21 protein-coding genes are annotated in these 26833 nt (G+C 61.5%); 11 read left to right on the plus strand and 10 right to left on the minus strand.

The features are described 5' to 3' along the window. Positions 1-18: 18 nt before the first annotated feature. Together ACTG2J_RS07200 and ACTG2J_RS07205 are read right to left on the minus strand one after the other, a co-directional pair. Positions 19-369 carry an ArsC family reductase gene (locus ACTG2J_RS07200; protein WP_201990443.1) on the minus strand — a complete coding sequence of 117 codons (351 nt, stop codon included), beginning with the start codon at positions 367-369 and terminating at the stop codon, positions 19-21. A 335-nt stretch (positions 370-704) separates the two neighbouring features. Further along, positions 705-1019: a hypothetical protein gene (locus ACTG2J_RS07205; RefSeq protein WP_005337929.1), complete on the minus strand. Its 315-nt coding sequence runs from the start codon at positions 1017-1019 to the stop codon at positions 705-707. Positions 1020-1304: 285 nt separating this feature from the next. On the opposite strand from ACTG2J_RS07205, the gene dcuC reads away from it, so the two are divergent. Together dcuC and ACTG2J_RS07215 are read left to right on the plus strand one after the other, a co-directional pair. Beyond that, a complete protein-coding gene (gene dcuC, locus ACTG2J_RS07210) occupies positions 1305-2681 on the plus strand; it encodes a C4-dicarboxylate transporter DcuC (RefSeq protein ID WP_128836092.1) in 1377 nt (458 codons plus the stop codon). Between the two features lie 134 nt (positions 2682-2815). Further along, the gene (locus ACTG2J_RS07215; protein WP_058058027.1) at positions 2816-3955 is read left to right on the plus strand and encodes a M20 family metallopeptidase; all 1140 of its coding nucleotides are present in this window, start codon (positions 2816-2818) and stop codon (positions 3953-3955) included. Positions 3956-4095: 140 nt separating this feature from the next. Here ACTG2J_RS07215 and ACTG2J_RS07220 read toward each other — a convergent pair whose 3' ends face one another. The 4 genes from ACTG2J_RS07220 to asnS all read right to left on the minus strand — a co-directional run bounded on the left by ACTG2J_RS07220 (position 4096) and on the right by asnS (position 8909). After that, on the minus strand, positions 4096-4752 hold the full coding sequence (locus tag ACTG2J_RS07220; RefSeq protein ID WP_113738784.1) for a hypothetical protein: 657 nt from the start codon (positions 4750-4752) through the stop codon (positions 4096-4098). Between the two features lie 172 nt (positions 4753-4924). Next, a complete protein-coding gene (locus tag ACTG2J_RS07225) occupies positions 4925-6268 on the minus strand; it encodes an anaerobic C4-dicarboxylate transporter (protein WP_005337916.1) in 1344 nt (447 codons plus the stop codon). A gap of 374 nt (positions 6269-6642) precedes the next feature. Continuing rightward, positions 6643-7398: a substrate-binding periplasmic protein gene (locus ACTG2J_RS07230; RefSeq protein ID WP_252656439.1), complete on the minus strand. Its 756-nt coding sequence runs from the start codon at positions 7396-7398 to the stop codon at positions 6643-6645. Between the two features lie 110 nt (positions 7399-7508). After that, positions 7509-8909 (minus strand): asparagine--tRNA ligase, encoded by a 1401-nt coding sequence (gene asnS / locus ACTG2J_RS07235; RefSeq protein WP_005337914.1) that lies wholly within the window; start codon positions 8907-8909, stop codon positions 7509-7511. Positions 8910-9109: 200 nt separating this feature from the next. Here asnS and ACTG2J_RS07240 point away from each other — a divergent pair, with 200 nt between their 5' ends. After that, the gene (locus tag ACTG2J_RS07240; RefSeq protein WP_005359354.1) at positions 9110-9454 is read left to right on the plus strand and encodes a hypothetical protein; all 345 of its coding nucleotides are present in this window, start codon (positions 9110-9112) and stop codon (positions 9452-9454) included. A gap of 9 nt (positions 9455-9463) precedes the next feature. Here ACTG2J_RS07240 and ACTG2J_RS07245 read toward each other — a convergent pair whose 3' ends face one another. Then, positions 9464-10276 carry a HAMP domain-containing protein gene (locus ACTG2J_RS07245; protein WP_005337912.1) on the minus strand — a complete coding sequence of 271 codons (813 nt, stop codon included), beginning with the start codon at positions 10274-10276 and terminating at the stop codon, positions 9464-9466. Between the two features lie 176 nt (positions 10277-10452). After that, positions 10453-11727: an adenosylmethionine--8-amino-7-oxononanoate transaminase gene (gene bioA / locus ACTG2J_RS07250; protein ID WP_439997335.1), complete on the minus strand. Its 1275-nt coding sequence runs from the start codon at positions 11725-11727 to the stop codon at positions 10453-10455. Between the two features lie 193 nt (positions 11728-11920). Here bioA and bioB point away from each other — a divergent pair, with 193 nt between their 5' ends. From bioB to htpX, 5 genes are all read left to right on the plus strand, one after another. Beyond that, positions 11921-13009, plus strand: coding sequence for a biotin synthase BioB (bioB, locus tag ACTG2J_RS07255; protein WP_204382916.1), 1089 nt, complete (start codon positions 11921-11923; stop codon positions 13007-13009). After that, positions 13006-14202: an 8-amino-7-oxononanoate synthase gene (bioF, locus tag ACTG2J_RS07260; protein WP_439997336.1), complete on the plus strand. Its 1197-nt coding sequence runs from the start codon at positions 13006-13008 to the stop codon at positions 14200-14202. Before bioB ends, bioF begins: the two co-directional genes overlap by 4 nt. Next, positions 14195-15007 (plus strand): malonyl-ACP O-methyltransferase BioC, encoded by an 813-nt coding sequence (gene bioC, locus ACTG2J_RS07265; protein WP_439997337.1) that lies wholly within the window; start codon positions 14195-14197, stop codon positions 15005-15007. Before bioF ends, bioC begins: the two co-directional genes overlap by 8 nt. Before the next feature lie 60 nt (positions 15008-15067). After that, positions 15068-15745 (plus strand): dethiobiotin synthase, encoded by a 678-nt coding sequence (gene bioD / locus ACTG2J_RS07270; RefSeq protein WP_005337893.1) that lies wholly within the window; start codon positions 15068-15070, stop codon positions 15743-15745. Between the two features lie 113 nt (positions 15746-15858). Further along, the gene (htpX, locus tag ACTG2J_RS07275) at positions 15859-16731 is read left to right on the plus strand and encodes a protease HtpX (RefSeq protein ID WP_005337890.1); all 873 of its coding nucleotides are present in this window, start codon (positions 15859-15861) and stop codon (positions 16729-16731) included. A gap of 75 nt (positions 16732-16806) precedes the next feature. Here the strand turns inward: htpX and ACTG2J_RS07280 are convergent, their stop codons facing one another. After that, positions 16807-18519 carry a methyl-accepting chemotaxis protein gene (locus ACTG2J_RS07280; RefSeq protein WP_439997338.1) on the minus strand — a complete coding sequence of 571 codons (1713 nt, stop codon included), beginning with the start codon at positions 18517-18519 and terminating at the stop codon, positions 16807-16809. A gap of 222 nt (positions 18520-18741) precedes the next feature. Continuing rightward, entirely contained in the window at positions 18742-20592 is a 1851-nt protein-coding gene (locus ACTG2J_RS07285) for an MOSC N-terminal beta barrel domain-containing protein (RefSeq protein WP_439997339.1), read from the minus strand. Positions 20593-20669: 77 nt separating this feature from the next. Between ACTG2J_RS07285 and ACTG2J_RS07290 the strand changes: the two genes are divergently transcribed. The 3 genes from ACTG2J_RS07290 (at position 20670) to nifJ (ending at position 26817) form a co-directional block, all read left to right on the plus strand. Next, positions 20670-21422: a substrate-binding periplasmic protein gene (locus ACTG2J_RS07290; RefSeq protein ID WP_439997340.1), complete on the plus strand. Its 753-nt coding sequence runs from the start codon at positions 20670-20672 to the stop codon at positions 21420-21422. Positions 21423-21598: 176 nt separating this feature from the next. Then, positions 21599-23245, plus strand: coding sequence for an NAD(P)-binding protein (locus tag ACTG2J_RS07295; RefSeq protein WP_439988838.1), 1647 nt, complete (start codon positions 21599-21601; stop codon positions 23243-23245). Continuing rightward, the gene (gene nifJ / locus ACTG2J_RS07300; RefSeq protein WP_439988837.1) at positions 23242-26817 is read left to right on the plus strand and encodes a pyruvate:ferredoxin (flavodoxin) oxidoreductase; all 3576 of its coding nucleotides are present in this window, start codon (positions 23242-23244) and stop codon (positions 26815-26817) included. Before ACTG2J_RS07295 ends, nifJ begins: the two co-directional genes overlap by 4 nt. Positions 26818-26833 lie beyond the last annotated feature (16 nt).

A 26833-nucleotide genomic window follows, 5' to 3' on the forward strand; every position in this document is an offset into this window, starting at 1 on the left:
AGTTGTCCTTAGTTGTCCTTAACGGGAGAAGAGGGATTGGTAGTGATCAGCCTTGAAACCCAGGGTCAGTTCGCCGTCACGGTCGAGCAGCGGGCGCTTGATCATGGCCGGATGTTCCATCAGCAGGGCGCGCGCCTTGGCGGTATCGAGTCCCTGTTTGGCTTCATCCGGCAGGGCGCGGAAGGTGGTGCCGCGGCTGTTGAGCAGGGCTTCCCAGCCGAGTTTTGCCAGCCAGCTGTCCAGATCGTCCGGGTTCAGGCCGTCGGCGCGGTGGTCGTGAAAGCGGTAGTCGATACCGGCCTCATCCAGCCACTTGCGGGCTTTCTTGATGGTGTCGCAGTTCTTGATGCCATAGAGGGTGATGGCCATGGGGAGTCCTTCTCTTGTGGGCGCTGGCCGTGGCCGTGCCCGAAAATCCGAATCAACACAGTGCAAGGGCCCGATTCTGGCATTGTGGCAATCCCATGGCAACGCCGATGGTCCGGCTCGCGGGTTTTACCGGGACTGGTCACACCTGAACGGCGCTTTGAGCTCAAGATCATAAGCTGTGCGGCGGGCGTGCCCAATGGGGCGGCTATTGCGGGAGAAAAGCCGCTTTTGCAGGAGAAAAGCCGCTTTTGCAGGAGAAAAAGAGAAAGGGCAAAGGCCAGATAGCCAAAACGCGCCAGCGGGCGCGTTTTGGTCGGCATTATCAAGCACCTCAATCAGTGCAGGGTGGTCCACTCATGGTCAAAGACCCGGGCCCGTTCCCAGGGTGCATCAGGCAGGCTGGAAGAGAGGCCAGTGTATTTGCCCACGTCGTCCACCACGATGGCGGAGAGGATCGGCAGGTTGTTTTCGGTGCAGTACATGCGGATGCGTTGCAGCAGGGTGCGCAGTTCATCCTGGCACTGCTCCAGCCCGGCCTGCTTGGCCAGTTTGGAGTAACGAATGGTAGTGCGTTCCTTTGCAGACTCGACGAGGATGTCCCACAGCTTGTAGTCGCAGGTCGAAGCACCTGCGGTGGCTTGGCTTGTCATAACTCTCTCCGGCGCGAAATGGTCGCTATGTGTCGAAGCGCATCTTCGCCAGTTCGGCGCCGTCATATGTTGATCCAACGCAAAAAAGAGGGGAGTCGCGTCACACAATTCCCGGATATGGGGTGATAAAGGTTTTCCGGTAGTTGAAATAACGAAAAATTGTTACATGGCCGACATATTATGCTAATGAGTCACGGTGACGGCACCTTTATTGATAGGGATCAAAGGCAAACAGTGGTCAGATCACTAGATTTCGCTCTTCGATAAATTTATCAGGAGTGAATATTGGAACTTTTATTCGTCTTGCTCGTTCTGGTCGCCGTGGTCTACGGCATCATCAAGGATTACAACCCGCAGGCGGTGCTGGCGCTGGCGGGCATGGCCATTTTTGCAGTGGCCTACTGGTTGGGGCTGCACCCCATTCTCCCCGCTGACAAGAGCACCGGCTTCGCCCTGTTCGACCTGTTCGAAGTGTTCAAGGGGATCTTCTCCTACCGCGCGGCGGGCCTCGGCCTCACCATCATGGCGGTGGCGGGTTTTGCCACTTACATGTCTCATATCGGGGCCTCCCAGGCGCTGGTGCGAGTGGCGGTCAAGCCGGTGGCCGGCATCCAGTCCAGCTACCTGATGCTCTCCATCTGCTATCTGGTAGCGGTATTCGTCTCCCTGTTCGTCACCTCCGCCACCGGCCTTGGCCTGCTGTTGATGGTCACCATGTATCCGGTGATGCGCAACCTCGGCATCAGCCCGGCCTCCGCCTGTGGTGTCATCGCCACCTCCCAGGCGTTTGAAATTGGCCCGACCCAGACCAACGCCATCTTCTCCGCCGGTCAATCCGGCATGGATCCGACCAGCTATTTTGTCGACTACCAGATCTGGCTGGTGGCTCCCATGCTGCTGGTGACCATGGTGCTGCACTTCTTCTGGCAGCGTCACTGCGATCGCAAGGATGGCTGGGATCCTGCGCTCCATCGCGGCGATCACGCCGAGCTGGACGAACAGGGCACCGAGAGCGTGCAGGCGCCCACCTGGTATGCCCTGCTGCCGATCATCCCCTTCGTGCTGATGATGACCTTCTCCAAGCTGCTGGTGAGCGACATCAAGATGAGCGTGGAGGTGGCCATGCTGCTGTCGGTCTTTATCGGCATGCTGTGCGAGCTGCTGCGTAGCCGCTCGGTGCGTACCGCTTTTGCCGGGCTGTCGAGCTTCCTCGACGGCATGGGCAAGGTGTTTGGCCCCGTGGTGGCGCTCATCGTCTGTGCCGAGCTGTTTGCCGAATCCCTCAAGGCCATCGGCGCCATCGATACCCTGCTGCACTCTGCCAGCAATGCCGGTATCGGCAGCGGTCTGATGACGCTGGTGATGGTGGCGCTGATCATGGTAGCGGCGGTCATCATGGGCTCCGGAAATGCGGCGTTCCTAAGCTTCTCGACCCTGGCACCGGCGGTGGCAGCCAAGTTTGGCGTACCTGCGGTAACCATGCTGCTGCCGATGCAGCTCGCTTCCAGTATCGGCCGTACCGTCTCCCCCATCGCGGCTGTGCTGATCGCCTGTGCGGGGATTGCCAAGGTATCGCCCTTTACCGTGGTCAAGCGCACCAGCGTGCCGATGGCGGGGGCGCTGCTGACGGCGCTGACCCTCAACTATCTGCTGTTTATGTAGTGATGTGGGTTATGTAGTGGTGTTTGGAATTTACCGGTCGGGCGGGTGGCATGGCTGCCCGCCTTTTTCTCACTGTGTCGCATTGTTGCAATAGACGATCGGCCATCAACGCTGATTGTTGCATGGAGAAGATAATGACAGTTGTAAAGAGCCCGTTTTCCCTCGATAGCTATCTGGCCGATCTGGCCCCGCTCATCAACCTCGATTGCGGTACTCGCACCCCGGCCGGGGTGGCGAAGGTGGCCGACATCATGACCGAGAAATATGAGGCCATCGGCTGGCAGGTGACTCGCCACCAGTTTGCTGCCGAGTGCGGCCCCTGCCTCGAGATCACCAATGCGCCGGGTGCCGATCACTACGACGTGATGCTGTGCGGCCACATGGATACCGTCTTCCCCGAGGGGACGGCGGCCAAACGCCCGCTGAACATCGAAGGCAATCAAGCCTTTGGCCCCGGCGTCTCGGACATGAAGAGCGGCTTGCTCTCTATCTGGTATGCCCTCAAAGAGATGGATCCGGTATTGCTTGCCAAGCTCAAGGTGCTGGTCTGCTGCAACTGCGACGAAGAGATTGGCTCCCCCTGGTCGAAAGATTGGCTGGTGGAGAAGGCCAAACAGAGCGGCTGCGTGCTGGTGGCTGAAGCTGCTCGCCCGAGCGGAGATCTTATCAGCGCCCGCAAGGGCAATGCCAAGTACCGCATCACCTTCCACGGCAAGGCGTCCCACGCCGGTTCGGCCCTGACCGAAGGGATCTCTGCAATCACCGAGCTGGCGCACTGGGTGCTGGCCATCAACGAGCAGGTCAACATGACCACGGGCACCACCATGAACGTCGGCGTGGTACAGGGCGGCACCGGCGTCAACGTGGTGCCGGACTTTGCCGAGGCGATCGTCGATCTGCGCTTCTGGAGCAACGAAGAGGCCGCTGCGGTACACGATCGGCTCACCTTTATGGCCAACAACCCCTTCCTCGCGGGCTGTCGGGTCGAGGTGGATCGCCAGACCTTCAAGCCGGCGATGCGACCGAGCGGTGACACCGAGGCGCTGATGGCGCTGGTGGAGGCGGCAGCCAAGGAGGAGGGGATCCCCTTCAACTGGCTGGAAGCCGGTGGCGGCTCGGATGCCAACTTCACCGCCGCCGCGGGGGTGCCGTCGCTGGATGGTTTCGGCCCCATGGGCGGCGGTTTCCACTCGGAGGCGGAATTCCTGCTGCTGGAGAGCATCGAGCCGCGCATCCGCCTGCTGCAGCGGGTGCTGGGCAAGCTGGCGAAATAAGCCGGTTTATCCCTTGTTCGGGTCGTCATGGCCCGCTCAAAACTGGTCCGCTCAAATCCAAACGGGAGGCTGTTGCCCCCCGTTTTTTTATCTCGATTTTTCGCGCTAGCTGAGTGAGTTGGCCAGATGGCTTGCGGCCGTTACCCCTGCGGTTCGGCCAGATAGGCCAGGTGATCCTGCCGCGCCACCTGCCAGCCATCGAGGCGCAGCGGGGTGGCAAAGCCCGGGCCGTCGGTCACCATGGTGTGGTACTCCCCTTGCTCGCCGCAGGCATCGAAGCCCTCGTGCTCGGCCCGTTGCTGCAACTCGGTCAGGGTGGCCGCATCCAGCATTCGCCCGGCCCATTCCGGCGCCAGCACCCGGGTATCGATGCAGGAGAGGTGGGCGACGATGCCGCGGGCCAGCATATCCGCCAGCAAGGCTTGGCGAGATTGCTGCCAGAGCGGGGTATGGACGGTGAGACCAAGCGGGCGGCAGCGCTCGCGGATCCAGTTAGGCGCACCGCCCACGCTGTCGATATCGCCGGTGACTACCCCATCGAGTTGCCACTCCTCCTTGAGCCGTGCCAGTGCCCACTCATAACCGAGATCGAACGGCGCTTCTATGGTGACCAGCAGATGGGGCAGCCCGAGGGCTTCCGCCTGACGGCGCACCAGCGGCAAGGGGTGAGCGAGAAATCGGGGCTCTGGCGGCGCAAAGGTGGCCAGTGCCACCACCTGATGGCCCGCTTGGCGGGCATGACAGAGGGCCAGCATGGCATCTTTGCCACCGCTCCAGAGCAGGATGACGCGAGACATGGATGAGATTCCAATGGTGAACGAGGGAGCATGCTACCCAGCGGCAGGGGCAGAGGTAAAGGCATTGTGTCCGGAAATGGCGGCGGGGAAATGGTTGGGGTAACAGAGCGGGAAAAAGCAGGCCCCCGAAGCGGGGGCCTGTATTGCAATGGCGTGGTAAACGCCGCTGCGATTAGAGCAGGATGCTGGTGAGGATAAAGCCCAGTGAGCAGGAGGTCACCACCCCGATCAGCCCCGGAATGATGAAGCTGTGGTTGATGATGAACTTGCCGATGCGGGTGGTACCGGAGCGGTCGAAACCGATACAGGCCAGATCGCTCGGGTAGGTCGGCAGCACGAAGTAGCCGTAGCTGGCCGGCAGGAAGGCGATCAGCAGCTTGGGTTCGACACCCAGCGCCAGACCCATGGGGGCGATGGCGGTGAGGGCGGCGGCCTGGCTGTTTACCAGCTTGGAGATGAGGAACAGCACCAGGGCGTAGGTCCAGGGCTGGGCCTGTACCACATGGGCCAGGGTCTCTTTGAGCAGCGGCATGTGGGCCTGGAAGAAGGTCTCGCTCATCCAGGCAACCCCGAATACGGAGAAGATGGCGACCATGCCTGCCTTGAAGACGGCACCGTTGGCGATCTCGCCCGGCTTGACCTTGCAGCGCATCAGGATGATGGCACCGGCGATCAGCATCATCATCTGGATCACCAGGTTCATGGAGAGCGGGCCGGTCTTGTCCTTGATGGTGAACACCGGACGCAGACCTTCGTTAGCGCCGAGCAATACCACGGCAGCGATGGCGGCGAAGAAGATCCAGGTTGACCAGTAGGCCTCTTTCGGGAACTTGGTGTTGAGCAGGGTTTCACCACCGCCGTAGATGAAGGCACGCTGCTCCGGGTCTTTGATCTTGGCCTGGAACTCTTCGTCCTTGTCCAGATCCTTGCCGCGACGCAGGCTCCACAGGGCCGCCACGATGACACCGGTCAGGGAGGAGGGGATGGCGATCATCAGGATGTCGAGCAGGCCGTAAGCCTGACCGATACCGTGACCGGCCGCCAGAATGGAGACCATGGAGACCACGGCAACGGAGACCGGGGAGGCGCAGATGGCCATCTGGGAGGCAACGGAGGCGACAGCCATCGGGCGCTCGGGGCGGATGTTCTTCTGCAGCGCGATGTCAGCGATGATTGGGAACATGGTGTAGACCACGTGGCCGGTACCGCACAGGAAGGTGAGGGTCCAGGTCGTGAGCGGCGCCAGGATAGTGATGTATTGCGGGTGACGGCGCAGCAGACGCTCGGCCACTTGCATCATCAGGTTGAGGCCACCGGCAGTCTGCAGGGTGGCGGCACAGCCGATCACCGCCAGAATGGTCAGCATTACCTGCACCGGCGGTTCGCCCGGCACCAGGCCAAAGACGAAGGTCAGCAGGAAGAGACCGATACCACTGATGAGACCGAGTCCCATGCCCCCAAAGCGGGTACCCAGCAGCAAGCAGCCGAGTACCACCAAAAATTCCATCAAGATCATTCCGTTACCTCGTGTGATTCAACCCATATTGCCGCGGGTAGCCTGAACCATGAATTGTCATTGTCTGTTTTATTTAGCCCAAAAGGGTTAGTTACTATTCTGCTCCCCTGAAAAAGTGAAAAAATTGAGTTACTTCAATAACTCGATGAATTTTTGATTAAACCACTTAAAAACCACGTACTAACAAAAACATCATTTTTGTCACCAAGTGGTATCACTCGGGGCCAAGCCATCGGGTGGTCATGGTGGCAGCACAGAGTAGCAGCAGGGCTGCAGGGGAGGGGCATAAAAAGGGCTCGATTGCGGCAGAAGAGGGTGAAAAAGCCAGCGCTCAGGCTATTTTGGCCAGCAAGGGCTGACTTCGGCGGGTCTGCTCACTTGGCCGCAGGGGCTTGCTGCAGATAGCGGCGCTGATAATCCTCGCTCAGCCTGGCAATATCCAATCTGGCAATGGCCTGTGCCACCCGTTGCTGCAACGCCTGCTGGTCGGGACGAAACATGATGTGCAGGCTCTTGTGTTCGAGGATCTTCGGGTGAAATTGCAATCCGGCGCTGCTCAGCTTGCGATCATGGTTGATGAGCCAGTGAAAGACATCCCGATCGATCACCGCCAGATCGAGCCGGTCGCGCTGCAATTTGCGCAGGTTGAGCAGGTCGGAATCGACGGCGGCAGTGTTGAGGCGCTTGCTGGCCATCAGGGCATCGAATTCACGGGTGTTGACGTACCCCTCCACCACGCCGATCCGGTAGGGGGCGAGATCCGTGAGCTGCTGCCAGGGGATGGGTGGGCCTGAGCGCTGCGCCATGCCCAGCACGCTGTCGCCTACGCTGGGGGAGCTGCGCCACAAGGTCGGCAGGGTGTCGGAGAGGTAATCTGGAAAATAGCCGCTATAAGGCTGGGTCGGGTCGGCCGCCAGCCGTACCGCCCGCTGCCAGGGGTAGAAGTCGAACGTCACCTCCAGTCCCGCCTCGGCAAAGGCACGTTTGACGATATGACCGGTGAGGCCGCCATCGGGCAGGCTCTGGCTGGTGTAGGGGGGCCACTCCAGGGTGGTCAGACGAACGGGCTCGGCCCACAGTTGAACAGGCATGCAGGACAGCAATAGCGAAAGCAGCAGGCGATATCCCATAGGCGACGAGTTCCTTGTGCCGATTGATCCTGAGTATCACCCATAACGGTGACAATAAACAAGCCGACCCACAGGTCGGCTTGTGCAATGCAGTGGCAAGATGCCGCTGATCAGAACTCGGCGGTACGCGGAGTACGCGGGAACGGGATCACGTCGCGGACGTTGCCCATGCCGGTCACGTATACAACCAGACGCTCGAAGCCCAGACCGAAGCCGGAGTGCGGCACGGTACCGAAGCGACGCAGGTCGCGATACCACCAGTAATCTTCCTTGTTCAGGCCCATCTCGGCCAGACGTGCATCCAGCACGTCCAGACGCTCTTCACGCTGGGAACCACCGATGATCTCGCCGATGCCCGGTGCCAGTACGTCCATCGCGGCAACGGTCTTGCCGTCGTCGTTGAGGCGCATGTAGAAGGCCTTGATATCTTTCGGGTAGTTCTTCACCACCACCGGAGACTTGAAGTGCTCCTCGGCCAGATAGCGCTCGTGCTCGGAGGAGAGATCGATACCCCAGGAGACCGGGAACTCGAACTTCTTGCCGCAGTTTTGCAGCACTTCGATGGCGTCGGTGTAGTCGATCTGGGCGAAGTCGGAGGAGACGAAACGCTCCAGACGGCCGATGGCATCCTTGTCCACGTGCTGGGCGAAGAACTCCAGATCGTCGCGACGCTCGGTCAGTACGGCGTTGAAGACATACTTCAGCATGGCTTCGGCCAGTGCGGCGTTATCTTCCAGATCGTTGAAGGCCACTTCCGGCTCAACCATCCAGAACTCGGCCAGGTGGCGGCTGGTGTTGGAGTTTTCAGCGCGGAAGGTCGGGCCGAAGGTGTAGACCTTGGAGAGGGCGCAGGCATAGGTTTCGGCGTTCAGCTGGCCGGATACGGTCAGGAAAGCCTCTTTGCCGAAGAAATCTTCGTTGTAGTCCACCTTGCCGGCGTCGGTGCGCGGCAGGTTTTCCATGTCCAGAGTGGAGACGCGGAACATCTCGCCGGCACCTTCGGTGTCAGAGGCGGTGATGAGCGGGGTCGCAACCCAGAGGAAACCCTCTTCGTGGAAGAAGCGGTGGATGGCTTGCGCCAGGCAGTGACGAACGCGGGTCACGGCGCCAACGATGTTGGTGCGCGGGCGCAGGTGGGCCTGTTCACGCAGGTATTCGATGCTGTGGCGCTTGGCGGCCATCGGGTAGGTGTCCGGATCTTCGACCCAGCCGACTACCTTCACCTCGGTCGCCTGCAGTTCGAAAGCCTGGCCGCTGCCCTGAGAGGCGGCAACCACGCCGGTCACTTCCACGGAGCAGGCAGTGGTCAGACGCAGCACTTCATTCTCGTAATTGGCCAGGGTATTGGGGACAACTGCCTGTACCGGATGGAAACAGGAGCCATCGGAAATGGCCAAAAATGAGATCCCCGCCTTGGAATCACGGCGAGTCCGGATCCACCCTTTGACAGTTTGGGTGGTGCCGACCGGATACTTACCGGCCAGCACATCTACTACGGATGCGTGCGTCATCGAAATATTGTCTCCAGCTTGTTCTTGCAGCGCTATTTGCAACACTAGGGAGTCTGGCCCGGGCACAGATGGCCCACCATGGCAGACTAAGCCGTCAATCTTACCCGCGCGGGTTTGATAAACAAGCAAAAATGTCGGACTCTGGTGGGGTTTTCGGCATGGTTCACTCAACAAGAGTGTCACGGGCGCAGGAGAGGTGGGTGAAAGATCGGCGGCATGGGCCAGATTGGCTGACACGGGTGTTACAGGGGCTGGTGATGCTCTGCTGGGGCGGCTTTATCGTGCTGCTCTCCCTTTACCACTATGCCCGTCCCGAAATTGCCTACGGTTTTCTGGTCTATGGCGGGATCGAGGTGCGCGATTATTGGGACCCGGCCCTTACCCCATGGCTGGTCTACGGGCTCTGGAGCTGCTGCGCCCTGACGCTGGCGGTGTTGCTGCTGGAGCGCAAGCGCAGCCGCCGTCAGGATGACTCCCGGCATGTCAATCTGGCCATCCTGCTATTGGTACTGATCGCCAGCTTGCTCTTCTACTACGTCGGTTAAGCGTTCGTCTTAGCGGGGCTGATCCGGTTCCTGCTTGCTGGCCTTGGTGCGCTTGCCGAGCTGTCGCTCCACGCTGTCGAGCATCTGGTTGTAGGCCACCGCCACCCGGCCAATCTCGTCGCCGTCATCTCCCTCCAGCCGGTGGCCGAAGTCGTGCAAGTCGGTGGCCTCTTCCATGGAGCGGGTCAACTGGTTGAGAGGGCGCACGATCCAGGTGCGGATGACCCAGAGGGTCAGCAGCAGTCCCATCCCGAAGATGCCGGTGAGGATCAGCGCCGAGGTGAGAATGTTCTGCTCGACCCGGGTAAACAGCGAATCGAGGGAGTAGTCAAAGCGCACCGCACCAAGCACGGTGTTCTCCGGCACCAGATGACAGCTGGTGCAGTCGGTGCCGCGAAAATCCTTCTTGGCCAGTAGCGGTCGGGTCACCACCAGACGGCTGTGCATGCCGTTGTGCACCACCTCCAGACTCCCTTTGCCCGCCAGAGCCAGCTCATCAAACTCATCCTTTACCTGTTCAGTCTCCCGTCCTGGCCCGAACTGTTTGCTCACCGCGTCGCCACGAACGATGCGTGCATCCTCCACATGGGCGTGGTCGAGAAACTTGCCGCGCAGAGTATCGCGGGCATCCATCTTGCCGGTCAGCATCAGCATGTTGAGGCCGTCGAAATAGGCTTCGGTCTGCTCGCGGCTCTGCTCCTTGATGAGGGTCAGGATGAGATCGCGCTCGCGCACCGCCTGATAGGCTGCGGAGAAGACCAGTACCATGGAGAAGATGAAGAGCAGGAAAAAGTTGATTTTGGCAGCAATGGAGAGGCGCATGAGCAGTCTTTCTTGATGGTAAAACCGCAGCAGTTTACCCCTCTTGGGGCCTCAGGTCTGGTGTTTTGCTCACATTACGGCAAGTGAAACTGCACTGAAGTGGATAAAGTTGCCCTTTTTATATATCAAATGCCGGTAGTCAAACGGGCGGCTGCGATGGCCGCCCGCTGCATGCATTAAAACTCGCCCTCGGTGATGGCCTGACGGATGGCGCCGGTCAATACCCGCAACTCTTCAGGGGTGATGACGAAGGGGGGCATCAGGTAGACCAGCTTGCCAAAGGGGCGGATCCAGGCGCCCAGTTCGACAAACTTGCGCTGGATGCGCGCTACATCCACCCGCTCTTTCATCTCCACCACCCCGATGGCGCCGAGCACCCGCACATCCGCGACCGCTGGGTGCAGGGTCAGCTCTACCAGTTCTGTTCGCAGCTGATGCTCGATGGTGCGCACCCGCTCCTGCCAAGGTGAGGTCAGCAGCAGATCGATGGAGGCGTTGGCCACCGCGCAGGCGAGGGGATTGCCCATAAAGGTGGGGCCGTGCATAAAGACCCCCGCCTTGCCGTCACAGATGGTATGGGCGACATGCTCGGTGGTCAGGGTCGCCGAGAGGGTGAGGTAGCCGCCGGTAAGCGCCTTGCCCAGACACATGATGTCGGGGCTGATCCCCGCCCAGTCGCATGCAAACAGCTGACCGGTACGGCCAAAGCCGGTGGCGATCTCGTCAGCTATGAGCAGCACGCCGAACTCGTCGCACAGGGCGCGCACCCACTGCAGGTAGCGGGGGTGATAGAAGCGCATGCCGCCAGCCCCTTGCACTATGGGCTCAAGTACAATGGCGGCGATCTCTTCGTGATGATCCGCCATGAGCGTCGCCAGCTCCACCACGCACTGCTCGTTCCACTCGGCGTGGAAGCGGCAGCTGGGCGCATCGACAAAATAGTGTTCCGGCAGAAACCCCTTGTAGAGCTCATGCATGCCGCCATCGGGATCGCAGACGCTCATGGCGCCAAAGGTATCGCCGTGATAGCCGCTGCGCAGGGCGACAAATTTGGCTCTGGGCGTCCCCCTGGCGTGCCAGTACTGCTGGGCCATCTTGAGCGCCACTTCCACTGCCACCGAGCCGGAGTCGGCCAGAAATACCCGATCAAGCCCCTTTGGAGTGATCTCCACCAGCTTGCGGCAGAGCTCGACCGCCGGGGCGTGGGTGAGGCCGCCAAACATCACGTGGGACATCTTGCCGAGCTGGGCGGTGGCGGCGGCGTCCAACTCCGGCACCTGATAGCCGTGCACGCAAGCCCACCAGGAGCTCATGCCATCCACCAGTTCACGGCCGTCGCTGAGGGTGATGGTCACCCCTTTGGCGCTGGCCACTTCATAGCAGGGCAGGGGGTGAGTGAGGGAGGTATAGGGGTGCCAGATGTGGTGCAGGTCGAACTCTTGGTTGGTCATTTTATGTTCTGTTGTAAATTGGTTTGATCTGGTCGGTGTTGACAGTCTACGCGTGCTCTCTACACTAGCCAACAATTTCAGCCACTTGGCACTGCGCATCACCCTGAGCGCGCGGGCCCGGCGGCGGGTTCTGTGGCCGTCCATCCCGAGATGGCGGGCGCAGGATCCCACTAATAACAACCGGAAGCCATGTATGAATGCTCTCACCGCGGGCGGTCACGCCCTTCGTCATGACTGGACCCTCGCCGAGGTTCAGGCCCTGTTTGCCCTGCCGTTCAACGATCTGCTGTTTCAGGCCCAGACCGTCCACCGCGCCCACTTTGACCCGAATGAAGTGCAGGTGAGTACTTTGCTCTCCATCAAGACCGGCGCTTGCCCGGAAGATTGCAAATACTGCCCCCAGAGCGCCCGTTACCACACCGGGCTCGAAGCCGAGCGGCTGATGGAGGTGGAGAAGGTGCTGGAGCGGGCCCGCGAAGCCAAGGCCAACGGCTCGTCACGCTTTTGCATGGGGGCCGCCTGGCGCAACCCCAAAGAAAAAGACATGCCCTACATCATCCGGATGATTGAGGAGGTGCGCGGGCTGGGGATGGAGACCTGCATGACGCTGGGGATGCTCACCGCCGATCAGGCGGCCCGTCTTGGCGCTGCTGGGCTCGATTACTACAACCACAACCTCGACACCTCGCCGGAGTTTTACGGCGAGATCATCTCCACCCGCACCTATCAGGATCGGCTCGATACTCTGGAGCATGTGCGCAGCGCGGGCATGAAGGTCTGCTCTGGCGGCATCGTCGGCATGGGCGAGCAGGCGAAAGATCGGGCGGGCCTCTTGATGGCGCTCGCCAACCTGCCGCGGCACCCGGAGAGTGTGCCCATCAACATGCTGGTCAAGGTGAAGGGAACGCCGCTGGAGAACGAGGAGAACCTCGATCCGTTCGAATTTATCCGCACCATCGCCGTGGCGCGCATCATGATGCCCGCCTCCCATGTGCGCCTCTCAGCCGGGCGGGAGAAGATGAATGAGCAGATGCAGGCCATGTGTTTTATGGCCGGGGCCAACTCCATCTTCTATGGCTGCAAACTGCTGACCACCCCCAACCCGGACGAAAACAGCGATATGCAGCTGTTCAAGCGGCTCGGCATTCGTCCCGCCCAGCGCGCCCAGAAGCCGGATCAGGTTCAAGAAGAGGAGCTGCTGGCCGAGGTGAGCCGCCAGAGCGAACCTGCCGAAATGTTTTATGACGCCACCCGTCCCCGTGCAGAGACGGCGCGGTCATGAACGGCCCTGCAGTAACGGGCCCCTTTGGGTTGAGCACGGCGCTGGCCGAGCGCGAGCAGGCGGGTCTGCTGCGCAACCGCATCGCGACCGACGGGGCAAGTGGCGGGCGGCTCAGGGTTGCAGGGCGCGAATACCTCAATTTTTCCGCCAACGACTATCTGGGGCTGGCAGATCATCCCGCCATCAAGACCGCTTTCAACGCGGGGGTTGAACGCTATGGCGTGGGCTCCGGCGCCTCGCCGCTGGTGACCGGGTACAGCCGTGCCCACCAACAGCTTGAGGAGACCCTGGCCGAGTGGCTCGGGGTGGAGGCGGTACTGCTGTTCAACTGCGGTTTTTCGGCCAATCAGGCGGTGCTCAAAGCCCTGCTCGGCAAGGAACACCTGCTGTGGCAGGACAAACTCAACCACGCCTCTTTGCAGGAGATGGGCAGCCAGCTCCCTTGCAAGATGAAGCGTTTTGCCCACAACGATATGGCGGCCCTTGAACGGCAGCTTGAGCCAAATCGCGGGCTGATCGTCTCGGAGGGGGTGTTCAGCATGGACGGGGATCAGGCCCCCTGGGGTGAACTCGCGGCATTGGCAGCCCGGAGCGGCAACTGGCTGATGATCGACGATGCCCATGGTCTCGGCGTGCTGGGGCCCGAGGGGCGTGGCACGCTGGCCGCACAAGGGGTGAACCCGGCCTGCGTACACATCCAGATGGGCACTTTTGGCAAGGCGCTCGGGGTTGCCGGTGCCTTTGTCGGCGGCAGTCGCGAACTGGTGGAGTATCTGGTCAACTTCGCCCGCCACTATGTCTACAGCACCCATATGCCCGCCGCGCAGGCTTGCGCGGTCAGCAAGAGCATCGAACTGGTGCGAGCGGCTGATGAGTCCCGCGCCCATCTTGGCCAGCTGATCGCTCGCTTCCGGCAAGGGGCAAAGGATCAGGGTTGGCAGCTTGGCGCGAGCGATACCCCGATCCAGCCGCTGCTGGTGGGGGAGAGCAGTGTTGCCCTGCAACTGGCAGAACGGCTGCGGGAGCGCGGCGTCTGGATTAGCGCCATCCGCCCGCCCACTGTGCCGGTCGGTACGGCGCGGCTGCGCATTACCCTGAGCGCGGCTCACCGCGAGCAGGATGTGGATCGCCTGCTCGATGCCTTGGGGGTCTGCCCTGCAGTTACAACGCTTGGGGAGGCTCACTATGGCTGAGCGTTTTCAAACGGTCGACAAGGCGCAGCTTGCTCGCCGTTTCGGCGCCGCCGCTCGTCATTACGATGCCCATGCCCGCTTTCAACAGGAGGTGGGTCAGGCGTTGCTGGAATGGATGCCGAGCAGGCCGGTTGGCACTGATCTGACGGTGAGCGGGCTGGATCTGGGCTGCGGCACCGGTTTTTTCTTGCCCCAACTGGCGAACCGTTGTCACCAGCTGGTGGGGCTGGATCTTGCCCCCGGCATGCTGGCGCAGGCCGCCTTGCGTGGCAGCGGCGCCCGCCTGCTCTACGGCGATGCGGAGCAGCTTCCTTTCGCCGATAACACATTTGACTGGGTTTTCTCCAGTCTGGCGTTGCAGTGGTGCGAGTGTCCGGCCCAGGCTTTTGTCGAGCTGCTGCGGGTGGTCAAACCGGGCGGCCAGATCTTTTTCTCGACCCTCGATGAGTCGCTCTGGCAGTTGCGAGCCGCCTGGCAGCAGCTTGATGGTCGCGCCCATGTCAATCGCTTCCTCAGCCTGCCACAATTGGAGCAGGCGCTGGCTAGCGCCGGGATATCTGCTCCCGAGCTGCGTTGTATCACCTGGGATCTCGCCTATCTTGAATTGCCGCAGCTGTTGCGTGATCTCAAGGGGATTGGGGCCAATCAGGTCAATGACAATCAGGGGAGTGCCGCCCCGGCCGGTCTGAGCGGGCGCGCCAGATTGCAGCAGCTGGCGCAGGCGTATGAGGCGTTTCGCCAGCCCGATGGCAGGCTGGTCGCCAGTTATCGGGTGTGCCTCGGCAGCCTCAGCAAGCCTCGTTGAGCGCCGGGAATCGCAGTGTGTGCAGGGCAGTGTGCTACCCCCTGTCAAGGAGAGAACCGTATGAAATCATTCTTTATCACCGGCACCGATACCGATGTGGGCAAGACGCTGGTGGCGCGCACCCTGCTGCGCGAATTCAGCGCACAGGGAATCAAGTGCGCGGGTTACAAGCCGGTCTCGGCCGGATGTGCCCGCACCCCGGACGGGCTGCGCAACCTGGATGCCGTTCTGTTGCAGGAGGCGGCGAGTCTGCCGCTGCCCTATGAGGTGGTCAATCCGTTCGCCTATGAGCCGCCGATTGCGCCCCATATCGCCGCCAGCGAGGCGCGCCAGCCTATCACCATGCAGGGGTTGAGCGAGGGGCTACGCAAGATTGAACAGGCTGGGGCCGAACTGGCGGTAGTGGAAGGGGCTGGGGGCTGGTATTTGCCGCTCGATCGCAAGCATCTGCTGTCGGACTGGGTCAAGCAGGAGAACATGGCGGTGATCATGGTAGTGGGGGCCAAGTTGGGTTGCCTCAACCATGCGCTGCTCACCTTTGCCGCCATTCGCAATGATCAGTTGCCGGTGGCGGGGTGGGTAATTAATCGGCTCCATGGTTCCATGAGCCATTATCAGGAAAATCTGGACACCCTGAGGGGCTTGCTGCCAGCCCCCTTCCTCGGCGAAATTCCGTTTATAAACAATCCGCTTGAAGCCGATTTGCAGGGGCGTCTCGATATCTCGCCGCTACTTTGACGGCATATTCAGCGAACATTCATCGAATCTCCCTAGAATGTCGACATTAACATGATCAGGTGGGGATCCCGAGTGATCCCCGGTCATGTCCCTTATCTTCACAAGGAGTCTATATGAAGCGAATTATGCTATTCCTGGTGACCAACCTGGCCGTCATGCTGGTGCTGGGGGTGGTACTCAATATCCTGTTCTCGGTTCTGGGGATCAACAAGTCCAGCATTTCCGGGCTGTTGGTGTTCTGTGCCGTGTTCGGTTTTGGGGGTTCCTTTATCTCCTTGCTGATGTCCAAGTGGATGGCCAAGCGCAGCTATGGCGTCCAGGTCATCGAGCAACCCCGTAACGAGACCGAGCACTGGCTGGTGAGCACTGTGGCCCGTCAGGCCCGCGAAGCGGGTATCAAGATGCCGGAAGTGGGGATCTACGACTCTCCCGAGATGAACGCCTTTGCGACCGGTGCCCGCCGCGATGATTCGCTGGTGGCGGTCTCCTCCGGCCTGCTCTACAGCATGAGCCGTGACGAGGCGGAAGCGGTACTGGCCCACGAGGTGAGCCACGTGGCCAATGGCGACATGGTGACCCTGACCCTGATCCAGGGGGTGGTGAACACCTTCGTGATGTTCTTCGCCCGGATCGTGGCTGGCGTGATCAGCAACTTCTTCAGCTCCAACAACGAGGAAGAGAGCAGCAGTACCGGCGGTTTTGCCTACATGATCACCGTGTTCGTGCTGGAAATGCTGTTCGGTATTCTGGCCTCCATCATCGTCATGTGGTTCAGCCGTCAGCGTGAGTTCCGTGCCGATGCCGGTGCCGCCAAGCTGGCTGGTCGCGACAAGATGATTGCCGCCCTTGAGCGCCTCTCCCGCGGTGCCGAGCCGCAGCTTGAAGGCTCTATGATGGCCTTTGGCATCAACGGCAAGCGCTCCATGAGCGAGCTGTTCATGAGCCACCCGCCCATCGAGCAGCGTATCGCCGCCCTGCGTGGTTGATAGATACTGAAACTGGGGATAACCCCGAATAAAAAACGGCTGCCCAAAGGCAGCCGTTTTGCTTTGCCGTGGTCTTTAAAGCTTGAAGTGCCCCATCTCCTGGCGCAGCACCCGGGACAGCTGCTTGAGCTTGGCCGCCTCTTGCGACACATGGCGGGCGGCATCCCCCGATTGTTCGGAGAGGGAGGTGATGTTGCCGACGGTTGAGACCACCTCGTTGGCGGCGGTGGACTGCTCGCGCAGGGTGTGGCTGATCTCTCCCATCAAGCCGGTGAGGTTGGAGGCGTGGCTCTGGATGCTGGCGATCGCCTCGCCGGTCTGGTTGGCCAGCGTGACCCCGCGAGAGACGTTGTTGACCGTGTTCTCCATGCTGCGGATGGAGGCATCCGCCCCACTCTGGATTTTGCTAATCATCCCGGTGATCTGCTGGGTTGAGGCCGCCGAGCGACTGGCCAGATTGCGCACCTCGTCGGCCACCACCGCAAAGCCGCGACCCTGTTCACCGGCCCGCGCTGCCTCGATGGCCGCGTTGAGAGCCAGCAGGTTGGTCTGATCGGCGATACCGCGGATCACCCCGATGATCTCCGAAATCTGCTGGGTATGGCCGTTGAGCTCGGAGATGGTGCTGGCTGCATCCCCCACAGTGGTGGAGATATTCTCGATGCTGCCAAGCGTCTCTTTAATGACCCCTGACCCCTCCTCCAGGGTATTGGCTGAGACCTTGCTCAGCTCGTCGGCATGGGTGGCATTGTCGGAGAGGTGACTGATGCTCACCACCAGCTCCTCGATGGCGGCGGCCATGGTCTGGGTGCTGGTTTGCTGATCGGTGGCAAACTGGGCGGTCTGCTCGGCAATTTGGGCGATGCTGTCAGCAGAGTGGGACAGCTCCTCGGTGGAGTGGGAGACCTTGGCGATGATCCCCTTGAGGGTGGTCTGCATACCGCCGAGCAGGCCGATCAGGCTCTCTTTCGATCCTGGCGGCACCTTGATGGGGCGCGAGAAGTCCCCTTCCGCCATCATATGAAGATCGGTCTTGAGCTGTTCGACCGAGGTGCCCACCAGATCGAGCAGGGAGCGATAGGTGCGCCAGAGGAAGAACATCAACACCAGACCGAGGGCGATAAAGAGATAGCGCAGCATATCGGTATTGGCGATGGCGCTCTCGACTGCCTCATGGTTGCGCTGCTCCATCATCACGTAGAAGTCATCGATGGGGGACATGATGCGCCCCTTGTTCTGGTGATAGGCCTTGTCATGCATCATGGCGATGGCTTTTTGCTGGTTGGCAACCGGGTCGCCATCGCTCTGCTGCACCAGTTTGAAGGCGGCGACCTCGGTGTTGACCAGCGCATCCGAGTTGTTTTTGGCCTCGTTCAGTTTGGCGAGCTCACCGTCGGTGAAACCGGCATCTTTCATCAGGTCGATCAGGCCACGGCGAACATTGCTGTCGGAGCGGGGATTCTGGCCGTTGGCGGCGACAAAGTCCCAGTAGATACGGTTGTAGCCATCCGGCCTCGGCTGCTCGCCGTTGCGAATGGCCAGGATCCGCATGTACTGCTGCTCGTAGGCTGGATCCTTGGTGATGACATAGGTGCGCCCGAGTCGGGTCAGATCATCGGAGGATTGGCGCAGTTCGTCGGCCAGCAGGTAGGAGACATATTGTTGTCGATAACTCTCTTCCAGTTGTTTACCCGCCCAGCTGTAGGCGAAAAACACCAGTGACAGCAGGATCAGGGTGATGACGGATAGCCGCAGGTTGAGCTGAAAGGCGGGCTTGTTCTGTTCCATGGTATGGGCGTCCTTTCCCTATGGCTGAGTGTCGTATGGAGCATCGCCAAGTCAATGGCTGGCAAGGCTTTTTGCTCTGAGAGTATAGGAAGGGAAACTCACAGATGAAGGCCGTGGGGGCAAATTAAGGGCGGATCAGGTGAACAAGTGTGGATAAAGATGACCGGGGTCAATTCCCCGGTCATCTGGGTTGGCGTGAATTAATGCGGCCCGATCACCCGATCATAGGATTTCAAGGTCGGTGAGCGGCACGGCGCAGCAGGCAAGGATCTTGCCCTCGGCCCGCTCGGCGGCGGTGATGGCGGGGGCGTCTGGGTGATCCACGTCGCCCGAGATCAGCGTCTGTTTGCAACTGCCGCAGATGCCGGCGCGGCAGCTCCATGGCAGCTCTACACCTTGCTTGTTGGCCTGATCCAGCACAGTGCCCTGATTGTTGCCGGTAAAGGCTTGGGCGCCGATACGCAGTTGCACCGCCTGATGGGGGCGGGCCACCGAGAGAATGGCGCCGCCAAAACTCTCCTGTCTGATACGCGCGGCCGGAACGCCGAGGGCTGCCACTTTCGCCGCCGCATCGGCCATAAAGCCGTGGGGGCCGCAGATAAAGACCTCTTTCCCGGCCAACCTTTTGACCAGTTGCAGATGCTCATCATTGAGTCGCCCTTGCAGCCCCTGCCAGTGATTGTCCGGCTGGCTCAGGATCAGGGTGAGGGTCATCCCCTGCTGCGCCATGGCGTGCAGTTCGCTGGCGGCGGGAATGTCCGCTTCGCTGCGGCACAGGTGCATAAAGTGAACCTCTTCCAGCTCCCCGCGTAGCGCCAGGGTGCGGGCTATCGCCAGCATGGGGGTGACGCCGGAGCCTGCGGAGAGCAACAGGAGGTTGCGCTCGGACCCTAAGTGAAACTCGCCTGCGGGGTTGGCGGCCAGCAGCCGGTCGCCCACCTGCAGTTGCTGGTGCAGCCAGTGGGAGATGCGGCCACCCTCCACCTTCTTGACGCTGATGCTGTAACGCTCCGGGTGATCCGGCGTGGAGCTCAGGGTATAGCGCCGCTGGATCCGCTCGTTTTTGATATCGAGGCTGATGGGCAGATGCTGGCCCGGCAGGTAGTCGGGCAGGGGCTCGCCATCGGCGGCGTCGAACCAGAAGGTCTCCAGATCCCGCGCCAGCGGTTCGCGGGCCACGCAGACCAGCTCCCGCTTCTTCGGTGCGGCGGCGGGATAGACCACCGGACGGGTACGCTCCAGAACCTCGATCTCGCTGCCTGCCTCAATCCAGCCTTCATTCAGCGCCACCAGATTCTGGCCGAAGTAGACCTCGCCATCCTCGCCACGGCGGTAGCGGGTTAGGGTGGCCAGCGGCTCTTTCAGGGCGTTGAAACGATCGGTGCCCGCTTCCACCGTGGTCATGATGCAGCGGCTGCAGGGCTTGACCACCTTGAATTCCACCTCACCGATGCGGATGCGCACCCAGCTGTCCTCCTCGAAGGGCTGGGTATTGCTTGCCACCAGATTGGTGCGAAACTGGCTGATCTGGTGCAGCGCATCGGAGCGCAGATTGAGATCCTCAAGGGAGGCTTGGCTTATCAGCAGCAGCGGATAACCGTCGGCAAAGCTGACCCGGGTGCCGGTCTTCTCGCGAAAGCGATCAGAGGTTTCACCCAGCCAGAGCAGCTGCACCGTTTCCCCTGCCACCCGGCTCAGCCACCCATCGGCTTTGGGGTCGGTGTGCAGGGCGGTGAAACGGTCGCTCCAGACTCCGGTAGCTTGCGGGGCGCGGCTGAAGTCGACCTCTTGCAGGGTGAGGGGTTCAAAGCCCGGATAGCGCAGTTGCAAGCCCCCTTCGATGGGGGTGGCCACGATCTGTTGCAGTTGGGGGTGGGTTCGGGCGGTGATAAAGGTGCCGTCCGGTTTGACCACCATGTAGCGGCGATCCCCTGCCAGTCCCTCTTCGGTCACCCGGGCGCGAGCCAGCGGCATACCTGCAGTCGATTTGATGGGGTAGAGGTGAATGCTGTCTAGCCTGGGCATCTTCATATCCTTGTGACGCGGCGCGATCGCCTGGAAAAAGGGGAACATAACGGTTCCCCGGCGATCCGGCAATCCTTTCAAGGGGGCGGTCTATAGTTGGGAAAACAGAACAAGAGGGCATCGGGATGAAAATAAGCTGGTTGCTGGCGGGGAGCCTTTTTTGCCACGGGCTCTGGGCGCAGGAGCTGACCCTGACCACGGGAGAGTATCCCCCTTACTGCTCCGAGACGCTGAAATATCAGGGGCTTATCCCTCATGTGGTGAGCGAGGCATTCAAGAGTGAGGGGGTGAGCGTCAAGTTTCAGTTTCTATCCTGGAAACGGGCCTTTCGCTTGTCGGAGGAGGGAGTGGTGGATGGCACTGTCCACTGGTATGAGTCGAACGAGCGGCGCAAAACCCATCTCTACAGCGATCCCATCCTGAGCGAGACCTACGTCTGGTTCTATCTCAAGTCAGCTCCGCTGGAATGGCGTGGCTATCAGGATTTGGCGGATCGCAAGTTGGCTGCGGTCAGTGGCTATACCTACAATGCAGATTTTTTTGCAGCCATCGCGCAGGTGCCGTTGCAGGTGCAGTTTGTCACCCGGCTGCGCCAGAGCTTTGATCTGCTGCTCTCCGGCCGCGCCGACCTGACCCTGGAGAACATCGATGTCGGCTACTACTCCCTGCGTCAGTTCTACCCGGCCAGTACGGTCGAGCTCTTTGCAACCCATTCAAAACCCGTGATGAAAGTTGAAGGTCACCTGTTGATCAGCCGAAAGCGCGCCAATGCTGACGAACTGATCAAAACCTTCAATCGGGGGCTCGCCAAACTGAAAGCCAGCGGTCAGCTGGAGAAGATGTTACTTGAGTCACGTTCTGGTCTCTATGAACCATAAAGTGCAACATTTTTTGATCCTGATTCGCTAATCAGTACAAAAAAGCGGCCATTATCGACTCAGTTCCCAGTTTCTAACGCTTTCGCTTCTTCCCCATCCGGCCACCGTCCGCTTCGGCTACACGGTATCAAGCGCCATCGGGTGGGGCCTGTCACACAAAAAGAAGAAAGCAATGTATGAGCAAACAACTGGACATGACCCCATTGCCGGATCTCTCCCTGAAAACGGGAACAGGCCCGGTGCGTACTCGGCTACCCGTCTGGCGGCCGGCCCTGCCACCCTGCAATCACGCCTGCCCGGCCGGAGAAAATATCCAGGCCTGGCTCTCTTTGGCGCAGGCCGGCCGTTTTGAGGCGGCCTGGCAGACCCTGATCGAAGAGAACCCCTTGCCCGCCATTCATGGCCGGGTCTGCTATCACCCCTGCGAGAGCGCCTGCAACCGCGGTCAGGTGGATGAATCCGTCTCTATCCATGCCATCGAGCGTTTCCTCGGCGACGAGGCGCTGGCCCGTGGTTGGCAGCCCGCAAACCCTGCCCCTGCCAGCGGCAAGAAGGTGCTGGTCATAGGCGCCGGTCCCTCCGGCCTCTCCTGCGCCTGGCACCTCAACCGGCTCGGCCATCAGGTGGAGATCCGCGAAGCGGGGCCGCTTGCCGGCGGCATGCTGCGCTTTGGTATTCCCGCCTACCGCTTGCCCCGCGATGTGCTGGATCGGGAGGTGGCCCGCATCGTGGCGGCCGGGGTGACCCTGACCCTCAACCACAAGGTGGAGGATGTGCTGCGCGAGCGCGATGAGGGGGGCTTTGACGCCGTCTTTATGGCCATCGGCGCCCATCTGGCCAAGCGGGTCGATATTCCGGCCCGGGAAGCGGGCAAGATCCTCGATGCGGTGAGTTTCCTCGAACAGGCCAGTCTGGCCGAAGAGCAGGGCTTGCCACCCCCCAAACTGGGACGGCGGGTGGCCATCTACGGCGGCGGCAACACCGCCATGGATGCTGCCCGTACCGCTCGTCGCCTCGGTGTGGAAGAGGCGATGATCATCTACCGCCGTGACCGGGACCATATGCCGGCTCACGCCTTTGAAGCCGACGAGGCCGAGGAGGAGGGGATCAAGATCAACTGGCTGCGCAGCATCCGCCAGCTCGACAACACCAACATCGAGGTGGAGGTGATGGCGCTGGATACCGAGGGCAAGCCGGTGCCCACCGGCAAGTTTGAAACCCTCGAAGCAGACTCCCTTATTCTGGCGCTCGGTCAGGAGGTCGACCTCTCGGTGCTGGAGAGCATTCCCGGCGTGCGGGTCAACAAGGAGGGAGTGGTGCAGGTGGCTGGCAACCTGATGACGGATGTGCCGGGTCTGTTTGCGGGCGGCGACATGGTGCCCTCCGAGCGCACCGTCACCATCGCCACCGGCCATGGCAAGAAGGCGGCGCGCCATATGGATGCCTGGCTGCGCGGTCGCCACTACCAAAAGATGGTCTCCTACCCGCTGGTGGGGCCAGAGCAGTTGCAACTCTGGTTCCAGACCCACGCCCCGGCCAGCAGTCAGCCGGTCAAACCGGCATGGGCGCGGGATGACTTTGGCGAGATCATCGGCGGGCTGGATGAGGTGGCCGCCCGCTACGAGGCGGCGCGCTGCTACTCCTGCGGCAACTGCTTCGAGTGCGACGGCTGCTATGGCAGCTGCCCCGAGCAGGCCATCGCCAAGCTGGGGCCGGGCAAGGGCTATCAGGTGGATGCCGAGCGCTGCACCGGCTGCGGTGCCTGTCACGACCAGTGCCCTTGTCACGCCATCGAGCTGCGCCAACCGGAGGAGTCCCAATGAAACATGAACTGATCATGGTCGACGGCAACGAAGCCGCGGCCCGGGTGGCCTACCAGCTGAGCGAAGTGTGTGCCATCTACCCCATTACCCCGAGCTCGACCATGGCCGAACTGGCCGATGCCTGGGCGGCGGAGGGGCAGACCAACCTGTGGGGCAACATTCCCACAGTGGTGGAGATGCAAAGCGAAGGGGGGGCGGCAGGCACGGTACACGGCGCCCTGCAGGCGGGGGCGCTCGCCACCACCTTCACCGCCAGTCAGGGGCTGATGCTGATGCTGCCCAACATGTACAAGATCGCCGGTGAACTGACCTCGGCGGTGTTCCATGTGGCGGCCCGTTCGCTGGCAGCGCAGGGGCTGTCGATTTTTGGCGACCATCAGGATGTGATGGCGGCGCGCAGCACCGGCTTTGCCATGCTTGCCTCCGGCTCGGTGCAGGAGGCGCAGGATCTGGCCTTGGTCGCTCACAGCGTCCCCCTGCAGTGCCGGGTGCCCTTTATCCACTTTTTCGACGGCTTTCGCACCTCCCACGAGGTGAACAAGATCACCGCGCTGCATCGGGATGAAATTCGCGCTCTTATCGACAACGATTGGGTGCGCGCCCACCGTGCGCGGGCCCTCAACCCGGATCATCCGGTGATGCGTGGCACCGCCCAGAACCCGGATACCTATTTCCAATCCCGCGAGAGCGTCAACCCCTTCTACGAAGCGGTACCGGCGCGGGTGCAGCAATGCATGGACAATCTCGGCGAGCTGACCGGCCGCCACTACCGGCTGGTGGAGTACCACGGCGCGCCCGATGCCACCGACGTCATCGTGCTGATGGGCTCGGGGGCGGCTACTGCCCGTACCACTGTGGATTGGCTCAATCGGCAGGATCGAAAGACCGGGGTACTGGTCATTCGCCTCTATCGCCCCTTCCCGGTACAGGCGCTGCTCGATGCGCTGCCGCAGAGCGTGCGGCGCATGGCGGTGCTGGATCGCACCAAGGAGCCGGGGGCGGGCGGTGAGCCGCTGCTGCTGGATGTGCAGAGCGCCCTTATCGACGGTTTGCAGCGCGGCCTTATCAAGCGGCTGCCCTGGCTCAGTGGCGGCCGTTACGGCCTCTCGTCCAAAGAGTTCACCCCCGCCATGTGCGCGGCGGTGTTCGAGGAGTTGGCATCCGATGCGCCGCGCCCCCGCTTTACCGTGGGGATTGTCGATGACGTGTCGGGCCTCAGTCTGGCATGGCATCCCATCGGTGATCTTGAGCCTGCCAGCCGGGTGCGGGCGCTCTTCTTCGGTCTCGGCGCCGACGGCACGGTTGGTGCCAACAAGAACAGCATCAAGATCATCGGCGAGCTGGAGGGCTTCCACGCCCAAGGCTACTTCGTCTATGACTCCAAGAAGTCGGGCTCGCGCACCGTCTCCCACCTGCGCTTTGGCCCCGAGCCCATCGACGCCCCCTGGCTTATCGAGCAGGCGAGCTTTATCGGCTGCCACCAGTGGGGTTTTGTCGAGTCGGTAGACTTGCTGGAGCACGCCGCGGAAGGGGCGACCCTGCTGCTCAATGCCCCCTACGAGGCTGAACGAGTCTGGGCTGAGCTGCCCGAGCGGCTGCGCGCCCGTATTCGCGCCCTCAATATCCAGCTCTACTGCATCGATGGGGATCGGGTGGCCGAGCAAAACGGCATGGGCAATCGCATCAACACCATTATGCAGACCTGCTTCTTCGCGCTGGCAGGGGTGTTGCCACGGGATGAGGCCATTGCGCTGATCAAGGAGAGCATCGAGAAGAGTTATGCCCGCAAGGGACCCGAGGTGGTCGAGCGTAACTTCGCGGCGGTGGACGATACCCTGGCTCACCTCTGCAAGGTGGTGATCCCGGCCGGTGACGAGCAGATCAGCGACTATCCGTTGCCACTGGCACCGGGTGGCAGCGAGTTTGTCCAGCGGGTCACTGGCGAGATGCTGGCGGGGCGCGGCGATCTGATCCCCGTCTCCATGTTGCCGGTGGATGGCACTTACCCCACTGCCACCAGCCGCTTCGAGAAGCGGGATATCGCCCGCGAGATCCCGATCTGGCACTCCGATATCTGCATCCAGTGCGGCAACTGCGTCTTTGTCTGCCCCCACGCGGCGCTGCGGGCCAAGTTCTACCATCAGGACTGGCTGGCGACCGCCCCCGAGGCAGCGCAGTCGGTGCCCGTCACCGCCAAGGGCTTCCCCGACAGCCGCTACACCTTGCAGCTCTATCCGGAGGATTGCACCGGCTGCGGCCAGTGCGTGCAGGCCTGTCCGGTGCGGGTCGGAGCGGATGAGAGTCATGAGGGCGAGCGCGCCATCGCCATGATGGACAAGGCGCCGCATCTCGCTGGCCAGAAACAGGCGCTGCGCTGGTTCGAGAGCCTGCCCTGGCCTGCTCGCGAGCGGGTGGACTTCTCCACGGTGCGCGGTGCCCAGTTCCTCGAACCCCTGTTCGAGTTCTCCGGTGCCTGCGCCGGTTGTGGCGAGACACCTTATCTCAAGCTGCTGACCCAGCTGTTTGGCGATCGCATGCTAGTGGCCAACGCCACCGGTTGCTCCTCCATTTATGGCGGCAACCTGCCGACCACACCGTGGGCCAAGAACGGCGAAGGGAAGGGGCCCGCCTGGTCCAACTCCCTCTTTGAGGACAACGCCGAGTTCGGCTTTGGTTTTCGTCTCACCGCCGATCAGCATCACGGTCAGGCGGTGGCGGCCCTCGAAGCGATGAAGGGAGAGCTGGGCGCAGAGCTGGTCGATACCCTGATTAGCGCCCCACAGCGGCTGGAGTCGGAGATCCGCGCCCAGCGCACCCGGGTCGCGCAAGTGCGCGAGCGGCTGGAAGAGGTGAAATCCGGCAAGGCCCGCGAGCTGCTGTCGCTCATCGATCAGCTGGTGCGCCGTTCGGTCTGGATCATCGGCGGCGATGGCTGGGCTTATGACATCGGTTCATCGGGGCTCGATCATGTGCTCGCCTCCGGGCGCGATGTGAACGTGCTGGTGATGGATACCGAGGTCTACTCCAACACCGGCGGCCAGATGTCGAAATCGACCCCGCTCGGTGCCGTCGCCAAATTCGCGGCGGGGGGCAAGACGCTGGCCAAGAAGGATGTAGCGTTGCAGGCCATCTCCTACGGCAACGTCTATGTGGCCCGCATCGCCTTTGGTGCCAATCCGCAGCAGGCGCTGCAGGCCTTGCGTGAGGCCGAAGCCTATCCGGGCCCGTCGCTTATCATCGCCTACAGCCACTGTATCGCCCACGGCATCGATATGGAGTTTGGCCTGACCCAGCAAAAACGCGCGGTGGCCTCCGGTCACTGGCCGCTGATGCGCTACAACCCGGTATTGCGCAGTGCGGGGCAGAACCCCTTCAGCCTCGACAGCCTGCGCCCCACCATTCCCCTTGCTGAATACCGGCAGGAGGAGACCCGTTATCGGGTGCTGGCCCAGAGCCATCCGGAGGAGGCCGAACGGCTGATGCAGGTGGCGCAAAAAGTGGCGTGGCAGAAGTGGGCCACCTACGAGGAGATGGCCACCCGCGAAGCCAGCCATTTCCATCCGCCGGTGTGAGGATGGGTGAGCAAAA

The sequence above is a fragment of the Aeromonas sp. 6P genome, from assembly GCF_051919525.1.
Lineage (GTDB): Bacteria > Pseudomonadota > Gammaproteobacteria > Enterobacterales > Aeromonadaceae > Aeromonas > Aeromonas veronii.